The sequence below is a fragment of the Salinispora oceanensis genome (assembly GCF_000383575.1).
Lineage (GTDB): Bacteria > Actinomycetota > Actinomycetes > Mycobacteriales > Micromonosporaceae > Micromonospora > Micromonospora oceanensis.
Genome location: NZ_KB911579.1, coordinates 3,560,928 through 3,574,541, shown reverse-complemented (window position 1 = coordinate 3,574,541; position 13,614 = coordinate 3,560,928). Strand labels below are relative to the sequence as shown.

The window sequence follows — 13,614 nt, the reverse complement described above, 5'->3', positions numbered from 1 at the left end:
CACGGATGAGTACCGGACGCGGCGGGCGTATCGACGGCTCAGCGGGCGATCTCGGTGACCCGGGACTCGCGGACCACGGTGACCCGGATCTGCCCCGGGTAGGTCAGCTCCTCCTCGATCTGCTTGGCCACGTCCCGGGCCAGCACGGAGGCGCTGATGTCGTCGACGTCGTCCGGCCGGACCATCACCCGGACCTCCCGGCCCGCCTGCATCGCGAAGACCCGCTCCACACCGAGCTTGCCCCCCGCGATCTCCTCGATCCGCTCCAGCCGCCGCACGTACGCCTCCAGGCTCTCCCGGCGGGCCCCCGGCCGCCCCCCGGAGCAGGCATCCGAGGCCTGGGTGAGCACCGCCTCGACGGTCTGCGGCGGCACCTCGTTGTGGTGCGCCTCAATGGCGTGCACGACGTCCTCGCTCTCGCCGTACTTGCGGGCGACATCAGCACCGACGATGGCGTGGCTGCCCTCGACCTCGTGGGTGAGCGCCTTGCCGATGTCGTGCAGGAACGCGCACCGTTTGATCGTCGGCACGTCCAGCCGCAGCTCAGCGGCCATGATCCCGGCGATGTGGGCGCTCTCGACGAGGTGCTTGAGCACGTTCTGCCCGTACGAGGTGCGGTAGCGCAGCCGGCCCAGCAGGCTGACCAGCTCGGGGTGGATCTCGGTGATGCCGACCTCGACCAGGGCATCCTCGGCGGCGCGCTGGCAGAGCTGCGCCACCTCCTGCCGGGCCAGGTCGTGCACCTCCTCGATCCGGTGCGGATGGATCCGCCCGTCCAGGACGAGCTTCTCCAGGGTGAGCCGGCCGACCTCCCGACGCACCGGGTCGAAGCAGGAGAGCAGCACCGCCTCCGGGGTGTCGTCGATGATCAGGTTGACTCCAGTGACCGATTCGAAGGTGCGGATGTTGCGCCCCTCGCGACCGATGATCCGACCCTTCATCTCGTCGCCGGGCAGGTGCAGCACGCTGACCACGCTCTCCGCGGTCTGCTCACTGGCCACCCGCTGGATCGCGTCGACCACGATGTGCCGGGCGCGTTCCTCGCCCGTGCTGCGCGCCTCGGCCTCGATGTCCCGTACGAGCAGCGCGGCCTCCCGCTTGGCCTGCGCCTCGATCGCCTCGACCAGTTCGCCGCGGGCCGCCTCCGCGGTGAGCCCCGCGACCCGCTCCAACTCGCGACGGCGCTGCTGTTCGGCCTGCTCCAGCTCCCGGTCCCGCTCGGCGAGCGCCGACTCCCGGACCTCCAGGGCCGCGTTAACGGCGCCGAGCTGCCGATCCCGCTCGGCGAGCCGCTCGACCTCCTCGGTGTGCAGCCGTTCCCGGTCGTCCATCCGGGCGGCCCGCCGCTCCACCTCGGCCGCCTGTTCCCGGGTGGTCGCGGCGAGGACGGCGGCTTCGCGTTCTCCGCCGCGCCGGGCGGCGGTCCGTAGCTGCTCGGCTTCGGCCTCGGCCTGCTTGTGCACCCGTTCCAGGATGGTGTCGGCTTCGGCGCGGGCACCGTCGAGCACCCGCCGGGCTTCGGCGCGGGCGGCCTTGGCCTCGGCGCGGGCGGCGGCGGCTTCGGTGCGGGCCGCGGCGGCGGCGGACTTCGCCGCGTCGATGGTGCTGTTCGCCTCGTCGGCGGCCGACCGCAGCGCGGCGAGAGACTGCTCCTGGCGGTCTTTCTCCGCGATGAAGGCCGGGTCCTCGGGGCGTGCGGTGCCGGCGATGCCGCGGACGGCCCGGATGCCGATCAGCACCGCACCGACCACGACGACGGTGAGCAGCAGGACGGCCACGAGGAGGACCGCGTCGAGCCCGTTCATGGTGAATTTCCTGTCGACCCCTGCCGCCTCGCCATCGCGCGCCTCCCCTTGACCGTCGCGCCGCCGGCAACGTGCGGTGGGCGCGCTCCCGCGGCTCTGGACGCCCGACCGGAGCGGCTGGCCGAAAGGGGAGCCCTCCCGTCGGCGGTGCCGCGGCGGCACTGCCGACGGCAGCTGCAGTTGTCGCGTCGGCTCCGGACCGGCCGGGTCCGGAGCTGACACAGGGCCAACGAATCGGCCAAAGTGATGCAGTTCTGTTACACGATCTATGTTGTGCGCTTTGCCTGCGCTGGTCGGGCAATGTGAGCCTTATGGCGAGGCTAGGTCCCCGGAGCCAGTCCGGTCAAGGAAACCATGATCAATACATCCGAACGGAGAGAACTTACGGCGTTACGCAGCGCTGATCCGTGATCGGATAAAAGCAACTAAAAGGGACGTAATTGCTTTTGGTTGGCATAACTGCGACCGAGCAGCCACGTGAACCCTGGTCAGGGATCGACCTCGGTGTCGCTGAGCGCCTCAGCGTCGATCTGCTCTGCGAACTCGGCCGCCTCGGCGCTCTGCGCCGCGAGCGCCTCCTTCACCGCCCGAATCGCCACCCCCGGCGAGTAGCCCTTGCGGGCCAGCATGCCGACCAGTCGCCGAAACACCGCGTCCGGCTCGCCCCGGGTGGCGCGCAGCTTCCGCTCCGCCAGAGCCCGGGCCGTCTCCGCCTCGGTCTCGTCGTCCAGCTCGCCGAGCGCGACCTTCGCCACGTCACCATCGACGCCACGCTGGCGTAGCTCGGTGGCGAGGGCACGGCGGGCGAGGCCACGGCCGGCGTGCCGGCTGGAGACCCAGGCCCGCGCGAAGGCCGCGTCATCGATCAGGCCGACCTCGTCGTAGCGGTCGAGGACCGTGGTGGCGACCTCCGCCGAGATGCCCCGCCGGGACAGCGCCCGAGCCAGCTCGGCCCGGGTACGCGGACGCACGGCGAGCTGCCGCAGGCAGACCTCCCGCGCCAGCTCGGCCTCGTCCATGGACGAGGCCGAGCTGGTCGCGGCGTCAGCGTTACGTCGACCACGGCGGGGGGCCGCCGCCGCGGTGGCATCACCCGTGCGCGGTGGGCTGGCGTCCCACCCCCGCCCCGTACGGGCCCGTCGTGACGGCACCGGTCTTAGAAGTCGACCGGCGGCAGCTCCGGACCGCCTGCGGCGTCACCCGCGCCGGCACCGACGCCGAGCTTCTCCAGGATCTTCTTCTCGATCTCGGCGGCCACGTCCGGGTTCTCCCGAAGGAACTCGCGGGCCTTCTCCTTGCCCTGGCCGAGCTGGTCGCCCTCGTAGGTGTACCACGCGCCGGACTTCCGGATGATCGCCTGCTCGACGCCGACGTCGATCAGCGACCCCTCGCGGGAGATCCCCTTGCCGTACATGATGTCGAACTCGGCCTGCTTGAACGGCGCGGCCACCTTGTTCTTCACAACCTTGACCCGAGTGCGGTTACCGACCACGTCGGTGCCGTCCTTGAGACTCTCGATGCGGCGCACGTCGAGCCGGACCGAGGCGTAGAACTTCAGCGCCCGCCCACCGGTGGTGGTCTCCGGGCTGCCGAACATGACGCCGATCTTCTCGCGGAGCTGGTTGATGAAGACCGCTGTCGTGCCGGTGTGACTGAGCACACCGGTCATCTTGCGCAGGGCCTGGCTCATCAGCCGGGCCTGGAGACCCACGTGGCTGTCGCCCATCTCACCCTCGATCTCGGCGCGCGGCACCAGCGCGGCCACCGAGTCGATCACGATGATGTCGAGCGCACCGGAGCGGACCAGCATGTCCGCGATCTCCAGGGCCTGCTCGCCCGTATCCGGCTGGGAGACCAGCAGGGCGTCGGTGTCGACGCCGAGGGCCCGGGCGTATTCCGGGTCGAGGGCGTGCTCGGCGTCAACGAAGGCGGCGATGCCGCCGGCACGCTGGGCGTTGGCCACCGCGTGCAGCGCCACCGTCGTCTTACCGCTGCTCTCCGGGCCGTAGACCTCAATGACCCGCCCCCGGGGCAGGCCGCCCACGCCGAGGGCCACATCCAGCGCGATAGAGCCGGTTGGAACCACCGCGGTCTCCACGACCGGGCGCTCTCCCAGTCGCATCACCGAACCCTTGCCGAACTGTTTGTCGATCTGAGCGAGAGCAAGGTCGAGTGCCCTCTCCCGATCAGGCACTGCCGCCATCGTCGCCACCCCTGCCTTCGCCGACTTTCCTGAGCTTCGTGTCACGCGGACACGCTAGGCGCATGGTCCGACAGAACACCAGCGACCATGCCGTGAGCTGTGGACGAGCGCCTCGCTGTGGACAATAGCCGAACAGGTGTACGAGCGAGGGTACGACCCGCGAACGTCACGAAATGACTGCTCAACGGAGCCGCGCCGGCACCCGGTCCGGGTACGCGGCGACCACCGCACGCCACACGACGTGGGTCTCCTCCCCCGCCGCGAGCGCCTGCTCGATCGTCCGCTCGCCGAGGGGCGCCAGGACCTGGTCGCTGGCGATGCTGGCCGCGTAGCCCGGCCCGAACGTCTCCTCCAGCCGCGTCCAAAAATCGGTCAGCCGCACGTGTCATCCTCCCGGTCGGGCGCCCCGGTGGGCCCCCGACGTAACGCTAACGCCACCAACGGCACCACCACGATCGCCGCCAGCAGGGTGAGCACTGGATAGCCGGCCGCCCGCATGACGAACCCGCTGACCGCGGCGGCGCTGGCACCGGCGAGCCCCATGGCCAGGTCGGAGAAGCCCTGCACGCTCGGCCGCACCGCCGCCGGCACCGACTCCGACAGCAGGGTGGAGCCGCCCACCATGGTGCCGGACCAACCCAGCCCGAGCAGAACCAGACCCACCGAGAGCTGCGGCGTGTGGTGACCGGCGGTGCCGGCGACAGCACACGCGGCGAGCAACAGCCCCACCCCGCCGAGGATGACCGCCGGCCGGCCGAGCCGGTCGGCGAGCCAGCCCACCAGCGGGGCCAGCGCGTACATGCCGGCGATGTGCAGGCTCAACACGATCCCGACCACCCGGAGGACGTCCGCATCGCCGTGCGACTCGCCGAGCCGAACCGGGGTCATCGACATCACCGCCACCATCACCGCGTGCCCGACCGCCACCGCCGCGACGCCGAGCCGGGCCGCCGGGCGGTCGCGGACCACCCGCCAGGCCGCCCGCATCCCCGCGCCCCGCCGGACCACCGGACTCGGGGGCGGCGTGGGCTCGGCCAGCGGACTCGGGGGTGACGTGGGCTCGGCCAACGGACTTGGGGGTGACGTAGGCTCGGCCAACGGGCTCGGTGGCGGTGTGGGGTCAGCCAACGGGCTCGGGGGCGACGGGGGTTCAGCCGCCGCCAGCCGGCGCGCGGTGCGCAGCGGGTCGGGCCGCAGCAGTGCGAAGAGTACGCCGGCGGCCAGCACGAAGGCGACGGCGCTGAAGGCGAACGGGCCGGCCAGTGGCGGCAGCCCCCACCCGCCGGTGACCGTGTCGGCGAGCGCCGCGAAGTTCGGCGCGGCCACCGCCCCGATGGTGGTGGCCCAGACGATCAGGGCGAGCTGCCGGCCTCGACGGGCCGGCTCGGCGAGGTCCACCGCGGCGTACCGGGCTTGAAGGTTCGCGGCGGTGCCGCCCCCGAACAGCAGACTGCCGAGGAAGAGCAGCGGCACGATCCGGGTGACCGCGGCGAGCACCACCAGCACCGCGCCGACCGCGCCGACCAGGTAGGCGACGACCAGTCCCGGACGACGCCCGTACCCGTTCATGATCCGGGTGATCGGGATGGCGAGCAGCGCGGCGCCCACCACGGCGGCGCTCTGGGTCAGACCGGCGACCGCGGTGCCGGCGATCCGGACGGCGAGCAGCGCCCCCACCGCGATCCCGATGGTGACGCCGATGCCACCGATGATCTGGGTGCCGAACAGCAGGCCCAGGGTGCGCCGCTGGATCGACGCCACATCCGACTGGATCCGGGCCGGAGCGGTCAGGTCGGTAGCCACAGACGACTCCCGCGGGTAAGGGGTGAACGGCACACCTATCCTTGCGCATCCCGCCCAACCGACACCGCCGGGACCCGCCGGCAACCGCACCACCGGCAACCCAACCCGGCTAGCCCGGGATGGTCACAGACTGCGCTCGTCGCGTAGCTGGGTGAGCGGGATCGGGGCCTCGGCGGCGTCGATGCGGGCGAGGGCTTCCCGGGCAGCGGCGACGTCCGCGGCGTCCTCGGCCCGTTCGATCGCTTCGGCCACCTCGGCCGGGACCACGGCGGCGAGGCGCTGCCCGCGGCGGGTTACATAGGTGATTCGTCCGGCATAGTGGGCGCGGGAGACCACATCCGCAAGGCTGTCGCGGGCGTCAGATATCGGGAGTTCGGCGGCGGGCTCACTCATGACCCTGGCGTACAACTCGTACAAGTCGTACGGGTCAATCAGTGAGCCCGCCGATCCGCCGACAGCGGCACTGCCGGCAACCCTCCACCTCGTCTACCGCACGCCGCCCGGGTCAGCTGCCTCAACAACGGCCTGGACGTCGGCCGGCGCGAGCCGGTCGGGCGTCTCGGCGGATGTCTCGTCAGTCACCGGGGACGCCTCCAGGTCGACCCGGGGCATGAGCCGGTCCAGCCAGCGGGGGAACCACCAGTTGGCGCGGCCGAGCAGCACCATGATTCCCGGCACCAGGAACCCACGGACGACCACCGCGTCGAGCAGCACCGCCACGCCGAGCCCCACCCCGAACATCTTGATCAGCGGGTTGTCCTGGCCGGCGAAGCTGATGAAGACGCTGAACATGATCAACGCTGCCGCGGTGACGACCCGTCCCGCCGAGCCGAGCCCGGTCACCACCGCACGCCGGTTGTCCCGGACTGCGTGCCACCGCTCGGCGATCGACGAGACCAGGAAGACCTCGTAGTCCATCGACAGCCCGAACAGGATCGCGAAGAGGATCAGCGGGATGTAACTCTCGATCGGCACCGGCCCGTCCAGCCCGAGCAGCCCCGTGAGGTGCCCCTCGGCGAAGGCGAAGGTGAGGATGCCGTACGCGGCGCCGACGGAGAGCAGGTTCATCAGCGCGGCGGTCAGCGGGATCACGAAGGAACGGAACAGGACGACCAGCAGCAGGAAGCTCAGCGCGATCACCACCGCCAACACCAGCGGCAGTCGCTCCGCCACCTGGTCGGTGAAGTCAATCTTCGCGGCGGTCTGGCCGCCGACGTGCAGCTGCGTACCGTCGGTCGCCAGCGGCGGCAGGATCTCCGCACGCAGCTGGGTGACGAGGTCACCGGTGGCCGGGTCGCTGGGCGCGGTCGTCGGCACCACCTGCCAGAGCGCGCCACTGCCGTCGGTGGAGACCCGCGGCCCCTGGACGGACTGCACGCCGGGCACGTCCGCCAGGGCGGAGCTGAGGGCGAGAGCCTGCCGCTGCACCGTGGCCGGGTCGGTCTGGGCGGTGTCACCCAGGTCGGCGACGACCAGCAACGGCCCGTTCACGCCCGGGCCGAACGCCGACTCCAGCAGGTCGTAACTCTGCCGGGTGGGCGTACCGACCGGGTCGTGGCCGCCGTCCTGCTGGCCAAGCTCCAGGTCCGCCACCGGCGCGATGAAGACCGCCAGCACCATTAGCGAGCCGACCACCGCCAGCCACGGCCGCCGGGCCGTCCCCTCGCCGATCCGGTGCCACCAGCCCGCCTTCGACGCCTTCTTCGCGCGACGCCGGGGCAGCGCCCCGACGTCGAGCCGCGAGCCGACGGCCCCGAGGACGGCCGGCAGCACACCGACCGCGGCCACCACCGACAGCCCGACCGCCACGGCGGCGGTCCACCCCAGCGAGGTCAGCAGCGGCAGCCCGGCCAACAGCAGGCCACCCAGGCCGACGGCGACGGTGGCGCCGGCGAAGAGCACCGCCGCGCCCGCGGTGGCCACCGCGACCCCCAACGCCCGCTCGTGTGATTGCCCCTCCTGCCGGGCGGTGCGGTACCGCACGACGATGAAGAGCGCGTAGTCGATACCGACGCCGAGCGAGATCATGCTCGCCACCGTCGTCGCGATGTCCGGGATCGCTCCTACCTGGCTGAGCAGCCCGATGGCGGCGAGCCCGAGCACCAGCCCGACCAGCGCGGAGAGCAGGGGTAGGGCCATCGCCGCGGCCGCGCCGAGGGCCACCAGCAGGACGACGGCGGCCACGGCCAGACCGATCAACTCGCTGCGGTGCCCCGGATCCCCGGCCGCAGCCTGGGCGAGCTGCCCCCCGGGGAGCACCTCCAGCCCGGCGTCCACCGCCGGGGTGGCGGCGGCCAACACGCGGTCGGCATCCTGCTCACCGAGGGCGGCGGGTGGCACGTCGAAGTAGACCTGCGCGTACGCGGTGTGCCCGTCGGCGCTGATCCGCGGCGCGGGCTGGCCGGGCTCCTGCGGAAATGGGGGCACCACCTGTGTCACCCCTTCCACGTCCCGCACCGCCAGCAGCGAAGCCTCGATCGCCGCCCGCCCCTCGGGCGCGGTGACCGAGGAGTCCGGGTCGTGGAACACCAGGGTGCCGTTGCCGAGGGCGGAGGCGGGGAACACCGCGTTCTGGATCTCCTGCGCGCGGCTGCTGTCGCTGCCCGGGATGGTGATGCCGTCGTCGATGCTGGTGCCCACCGTCACCCACGCGCCCACGACGGCCGCGGCCACCAGGAGCCAGGCGGTGAGCAGCTGCCAGGGCCGGCGGGCGGCCAGCCGGCCGTACGAGTACAGGGCCTTACGCACCGAAACCTCCGAAGGGAGTGGGGTGGATCTGGGTCACTGGATCGAGGGCCGTCACGCGCGGCAGTCGCCCGCGGCGGCGAGCTCGTTGGTGTCGAGGCTGGCCTGCAGGGTCAGGCCGTCGGGGCCGACGGCGACGCGGTCGGGCGTCAGACCGTTCGGGAGGCCCGGCAGGGCGACGTGGCGCGGCTCCAGCTGCCCCGCGAGCTCCGGGTCGCGTACGCCGAGCAGCGGGGCGACCAGGTCCACTGGCAGCTGCTGCCCGGCCACCTCCACGGTGGCCGGGGTGAGCACCAGCTCCTCGCCGGCCAACGCGAGATCCATGAGTACGCGCATCTCGCCGCCCAGGACCACGCCCGGCCGGACCACGGCGAGTTGGTCACCGGCGTTCTCGAACCACTGCTGGCCCGCTTCGGCGCCGGGCAGTTGGTCGTACGGCAGGGTCATTGCCGCCTCGGCGCCGGCCACGTCAACCGGTTCGTCCGAGAACGGCCGGGCGTGCACGTCACGCAGGGAGAGCTGAAGGTGGGTCGGCCCGGCCTCGGTGTCGACGATGCCCTGCACGGTCACGTCGCCCAGATCGCCGGTCAGTAGTCGCGGAGTGATGAGCGGGCCGGGCAGCGAGGTGGTCAGCTCGGCGCCGTCGAGGCGACAGCCGACCGCCGCGGACACCCGCCGTTCGACCGCCGCGGCGAGGAACCGATCGGTGCCGTAGGAGAGCACCAGCGCGACGACGACCAGCACCAGCGGCAACCGCAACCGGCGGGCCAGCGAGCGATCGGTGCGGCGGGACCTGGTCCGGCTCGGTCGGCGGGCCCTGGTCGGCAGATCAGTCCGGCTCATGCCCCAAGGCAACCGCACCGACCTGCCGGTCCCCTCCGGCGTACCTTCCGGTTTGCTGACGATCCGGATCGGGCGGCGCGGACCGGTCGCCTTCGGGGGCGTTCCGCGGACGGTCCGTCGAGCCTTCAGCAAACCGTCAGCCGTTCGGCAGCCGATTGGCAGGTTCCCCGGTCCCCGCGCCGGAGATACTGACCCCATGGCCGGACCCACAGGACGTTCCGCCCGGCAACCGCGGCCGGGCTCCACCGCCGAGCTGAGCTCGGTCTGGCGGGCCCGCGTGCTGGTGGTGGACGACGAGCCAGCCCTGGCCGAGCTGCTGCTGCGCACACTACGGGTCGCCGGGTTCGACGCCCGGTCCGCCGGCTCCCGGTCCGAGGCCCGGACGGTCGCCGGTGAGCTGGCTCCGGAGTTGGCGATCGTGGACGTGATGCTGCCCGACGGCTCCGGCTTCGACCTGGTCCACGACCTGCGCCGCGGGCTCCCGGAGCTCGCGGTGGTCTTCCTGACCGCGAAGGACTCGCTGGAGGATCGGCTCACCGGGCTGAACCTCGGCGGCGATGACTACATCACCAAGCCGTTCAGCGTGGCGGAGGTGATCGCCCGGGTGAACGCGGTGCTGCGCCGCCTCGGTGGGCGGCCCGGCACGGCCAACCGGCTCGCCGTCGCCGATCTGGAACTCGACGAGGACGCGCACACAGTGACCCGGGCGGGCACGCCCGTCGAGCTGTCGCCGACCGAGTTCCGGCTGCTGCGGCACCTGCTGGAGAACGCCGGCCGGGTCCTGTCCAAGCAGCAGATCCTGGCCCAGGTCTGGCAGTACGACTTCCCCGGCGATCCGGGGGTGGTGGAGAAGTTCGTCAGCCAGCTCCGGCGCAAGATCGATATCTCGGACCCGCCGTTGCTGCACACCGTACGCGGCTTCGGCTACGTCCTGCGGGAACCGCCCGAATGAGGCGGCCGGCCGTGCGGAGCCTCCGCGGCCGACTGCTGGTGGGCACGGTAGCGCTGCTGGTGGTCGGGCTGCTCGCCGCCGATGTCACCGCCTACCTGGCGTTACGCCGATTCCTCGACGAACGGGTCGACAACACCATCGAGCTGGTCCTCGACCGGGGATTGGCGCGCGCCCGCCTCGCCGGGCCGACCCTGCCCACCACCGGCCTGGAACAGCTCGTACCCGCCAACGCCTACCTGGCCCTCTACGACGCCGAGGGCGACCTGGTGCTCGCCCGGCTCCCCCTACAGCACGGTGACGCACGGCCGCCCGTGGTGCCGCCGGTCAACGAGTTGCCGGCGCACCCGGTGACCATCGGCGCCGACCCGGAGACGGCGCTACGGGTGCGCCGCGAGCTGCTTCCCCCCGAGCAGGCCCTCCCGGTGGAGTTCAACGGGCAGGTCCGTCCGGTAACCGGGCTGGTGGTCGGGGTGTCCCTGGCGGACAACGCGGCGACGCTGCGCCGGCTGGTCCTGGTCCAGGGGATCGCCGGGCTGCTCATCGTCGTCCTGGGGGTGGCGCTGGCCCGGCTGGTACTCACCACCGGGCTACGACCGCTGCGCGCCGTGGCGGACACCGCCCGGGAGATCGGCCGCGGCGACCTGCGCCGACGCGTACCCATGGGCGACCCGCGTACCGAGATCGGCAGCGTCGCCACCGCGCTGAACGAGGCGTTCGACCAGCGGGAACGGAGCGAGGCGTTGACCCGGACCTTCGTCGCCGACGCCTCGCACGAGCTGCGTACCCCGCTGAGCGCGGTACACGGCTGGGCCGACCTCTACCTCAACGACGGAATCACCGACTGGGACGGCGTGGACGAGGCGATGCGCCGAATCCGTACCGAGAGCACCCGGATGGGGGCCCTCGTCGAGCAGCTCCTCACCCTGGCCCGGCTGGACGCGCACCAACCGCTGGCGCGCGTCGCGGTCGACCTGGGCCGCGTCTGCGCGGACGTGCTGGACAGCCTCCGGGTCACCGCCGTCCACCATCGACTCATCCTCGCCGCCGACGAGGGGGTCACCGTCACCGGCGACGCGACCGCGCTTCGCCAGGTGGTGCAGAACCTGGTCGGCAACGCGGTTCGGCACACCCCACCCGGCACGGCGGTCGAGGTTGGCGTCCACCGCGACGACGCGGACGCCGTACTCGTCGTGCACGACGAGGGGCCCGGGCTCGACGCCCCGGAGCTGGCGCACGCCTTCGACCGGTTCTGGCGTGCCGACCCCGGGCGGGCCGCACCCGGCGGCACCGGGTTGGGCCTGGCCATCGTCCGCGACACCGTCGAGGCGCACGGCGGCACCGTGGCGCTGGACTCAGCACCCGGGCAGGGGCTGACGGCCACCGTACGACTGCCAGCCGCCGCCTGATCGCCCCGGGCCGGGTTCCCGGGGTTCTGACTCCGCCGACCGCGTAGGTGCGCTCATTACGGGTACGTCTCCGACGCACTTGTCCGGGGTCGGCGTTGAGACGTGCGGGTGAGGGGAGCAGGGGGACGGTGGGTACGACGGAATCGAACCCGACTCGCGTTGCCCAGCGCGTCGCCGAGGTGTTGCAGGCGTACGGCGTGCAGTACATTTTCGGAGTCCCCGGAGCCAAGATCGACGCGATGTACGACGCGCTGGCGGATGGTGGGCCCCAGCTGATCGTGTGCCGTCACGAGCAGAACGCGGCGTTCATGGCCGCGGCGGTCGGCCGCCTTACCGGCATCCCCGGTGCCGTGCTGGTGACCTCCGGACCTGGCACCGCCAACCTCGCCACCGGGCTGCTGACGGCGTCAACGGAGCAGGATCCGGTCATCGCCCTCTGCGGCGCGGCGTCCCGCGTCAACCGGCTCAAACGCGCGCAGCAGTCATTCCACTCCGCCGCCCTGCTCGCCACGGTGACGAGGTACACCGGCGAGGTCTCCGACCCGGACAACGTCTGCGAGGCGCTGAGCAAGGCCATCCGTACGGCGACCACCGAGCCCCGCGGAGCCGCCGCGGTGGTGCTTCCCCAGGACGTACTCGCCGCGTCGACCGCGCAGACCCTGCACCGGCCGGCGCCGGTGCCCCGGCTGAACGCGGCGCCGTCCGAGGCGATCGCCGAGGCGGTACGGCTCATCCGCTCGGCGCGGCGGCCGGTGGTGCTCGCGGGCATGCGCTCCGGTGAACCGGAGGCGAGCCACGCCCTGCGTGTCCTGATCGGCGAGACCGAGCTTCCGGTCGTGGAGACCTTTCAGGCCGCCGGGGTGCTGTCCCGCGAACTCGACCACCACTGGGCCGGGCGAGTCGGGGTGTTCCGCAACCTGCCCGGCGACGTCGTGATGGCGCACGCGGATCTGCTGCTGACCGTCGGCTACGACGAGGTGGAGTACGCCTCCGCCGCCTGGAACACCGATTCGACGCGCACCATCGTGCACGTCGACTCCATCCCCGCCGAACTCAGCAATCACTACCAGCCGACGCTCGAGCTGCGGGGCGACCTGGCCGCCACGCTCCGGCAGCTGGCCGGACCGCTCGCCGGGCTCCGCCTCGAGCCCGAGTTCCGGGAGCTGATGGATGCCCAACGGCGGGCGCTCGCCGAGATCGACCTGGAGGCGCGCTCCGCCTCGGACGACTCCCGCGGCCTCGAACCGCCGGCAGTCGTCCTCAAGCTGCGTGAGCTGCTGGCCGACGACGCCACGGTGGCCTGCGACGTCGGCTCGTTCTATCTGCACATGGCGCAGCACTTCCGCGTGCACGAGCCAGGGCACCTGCTGTTCTCCAACGGCCAACAGACGCTCGGCGTCAGCCTGCCCTGGGCCATGGCCGCCTGCCTCGTACGGCCAGGTCGACAGGTGGTGTCGGTCTCCGGCGACGGCGGGTTCCTGTATTCCAGCGCGGAACTCGAGACCGCGGTACGCCTCGGCCTCACCTTCACGCATGTCATCTTCCGGGACGGCGCCTACGACATGACCCGCTTTGAGGAGCGGCTCAAGTACGGCCGCGACCACGGTGTTGACCTGGGGTTCCTCGACTCCGCCGCCTATGCCCGGTCGTTCGGGGCGAACGGTTACCGGGTCTCCAGCGAGGAGGAGCTGGTCGACGTACTGCCCCGTGCGCTTGCCGAACCCGGCCCGTCGGTCGTCGATGTGGCCATCAATTCGGTGCGCAACATCCATCTGGGCCAGAGCCTGCTTCCGGACAGCTTCGACTAGCCGCCGCCCGAGCGAACGGGCCCACGGTGGGAACGGCGGAGGGTCCCGC

The 13,614-nt window shown here is 72.1% G+C and carries 11 protein-coding genes; 3 read left to right on the top strand and 8 right to left on the bottom strand.

Annotated elements, in window-relative coordinates:
* Positions 1–38: 38 nt before the first annotated feature.
* The 8 genes from rny to SALPAC4_RS0116585 form a co-directional block, all read right to left on the bottom strand.
* The gene (gene rny, locus SALPAC4_RS0116620) at positions 39–1,805 is read right to left on the bottom strand and encodes a ribonuclease Y (RefSeq protein WP_019871276.1); all 1,767 of its coding nucleotides are present in this window, start codon (positions 1,803–1,805) and stop codon (positions 39–41) included.
* Positions 1,806–2,293: 488 nt separating this feature from the next.
* Entirely contained in the window at positions 2,294–2,956 is a 663-nt protein-coding gene (locus SALPAC4_RS0116615; protein ID WP_027644690.1) for a regulatory protein RecX, read from the bottom strand.
* Between the two features lie 5 nt (positions 2,957–2,961).
* The gene (recA, locus tag SALPAC4_RS0116610) at positions 2,962–4,008 is read right to left on the bottom strand and encodes a recombinase RecA (RefSeq protein WP_018815033.1); all 1,047 of its coding nucleotides are present in this window, start codon (positions 4,006–4,008) and stop codon (positions 2,962–2,964) included.
* A gap of 181 nt (positions 4,009–4,189) precedes the next feature.
* On the bottom strand, positions 4,190–4,390 hold the full coding sequence (locus SALPAC4_RS0116605) for a DUF3046 domain-containing protein (protein ID WP_018219066.1): 201 nt from the start codon (positions 4,388–4,390) through the stop codon (positions 4,190–4,192).
* Complete coding sequence (locus SALPAC4_RS0116600) at positions 4,381–5,811, bottom strand: MFS transporter (RefSeq protein ID WP_019871274.1); 1,431 nt, start codon at positions 5,809–5,811, stop codon at positions 4,381–4,383. Before SALPAC4_RS0116600 ends, SALPAC4_RS0116605 begins: the two co-directional genes overlap by 10 nt.
* Positions 5,812–5,934: 123 nt before the next feature.
* Entirely contained in the window at positions 5,935–6,204 is a 270-nt protein-coding gene (locus SALPAC4_RS0116595) for a type II toxin-antitoxin system prevent-host-death family antitoxin (RefSeq protein WP_019871273.1), read from the bottom strand.
* A gap of 93 nt (positions 6,205–6,297) precedes the next feature.
* Entirely contained in the window at positions 6,298–8,559 is a 2,262-nt protein-coding gene (locus SALPAC4_RS0116590; protein WP_019871272.1) for an MMPL family transporter, read from the bottom strand.
* Positions 8,560–8,610: 51 nt separating this feature from the next.
* Positions 8,611–9,399 carry an LmeA family phospholipid-binding protein gene (locus SALPAC4_RS0116585; RefSeq protein WP_019871271.1) on the bottom strand — a complete coding sequence of 263 codons (789 nt, stop codon included), beginning with the start codon at positions 9,397–9,399 and terminating at the stop codon, positions 8,611–8,613.
* A gap of 196 nt (positions 9,400–9,595) precedes the next feature.
* Here SALPAC4_RS0116585 and SALPAC4_RS0116580 point away from each other — a divergent pair, with 196 nt between their 5' ends.
* The 3 genes from SALPAC4_RS0116580 (at position 9,596) to alsS (ending at position 13,565) form a co-directional block, all read left to right on the top strand.
* Positions 9,596–10,351 carry a response regulator transcription factor gene (locus SALPAC4_RS0116580; protein WP_027644692.1) on the top strand — a complete coding sequence of 252 codons (756 nt, stop codon included), beginning with the start codon at positions 9,596–9,598 and terminating at the stop codon, positions 10,349–10,351.
* On the top strand, positions 10,348–11,757 hold the full coding sequence (locus SALPAC4_RS0116575; protein WP_027644693.1) for a sensor histidine kinase: 1,410 nt from the start codon (positions 10,348–10,350) through the stop codon (positions 11,755–11,757). The genes SALPAC4_RS0116580 and SALPAC4_RS0116575 overlap by 4 nt, the downstream gene beginning before the upstream one ends.
* 128 nt (positions 11,758–11,885) lie before the next feature.
* The gene (alsS, locus tag SALPAC4_RS0116570; RefSeq protein WP_027644694.1) at positions 11,886–13,565 is read left to right on the top strand and encodes an acetolactate synthase AlsS; all 1,680 of its coding nucleotides are present in this window, start codon (positions 11,886–11,888) and stop codon (positions 13,563–13,565) included.
* Positions 13,566–13,614: the final 49 nt, after the last annotated feature.

What these genes read in the sequence shown, in the direction of transcription:
- rny (WP_019871276.1), bottom strand. Translation starts at nt 1,805, where the DNA reads ATGAACGGGCTCGACGCGGTCCTCCTCGTGGCCGTCCTGCTGCTCACC.
- SALPAC4_RS0116575 (WP_027644693.1), top strand. Translation starts at nt 10,348, where the DNA reads ATGAGGCGGCCGGCCGTGCGGAGCCTCCGCGGCCGACTGCTGGTGGGC.
- SALPAC4_RS0116595 (WP_019871273.1), bottom strand. Translation starts at nt 6,204, where the DNA reads ATGAGTGAGCCCGCCGCCGAACTCCCGATATCTGACGCCCGCGACAGC.
- SALPAC4_RS0116580 (WP_027644692.1), top strand. Translation starts at nt 9,596, where the DNA reads ATGGCCGGACCCACAGGACGTTCCGCCCGGCAACCGCGGCCGGGCTCC.
- SALPAC4_RS0116585 (WP_019871271.1), bottom strand. Translation starts at nt 9,399, where the DNA reads ATGAGCCGGACTGATCTGCCGACCAGGGCCCGCCGACCGAGCCGGACC.
- recA (WP_018815033.1), bottom strand. Translation starts at nt 4,008, where the DNA reads ATGGCGGCAGTGCCTGATCGGGAGAGGGCACTCGACCTTGCTCTCGCT.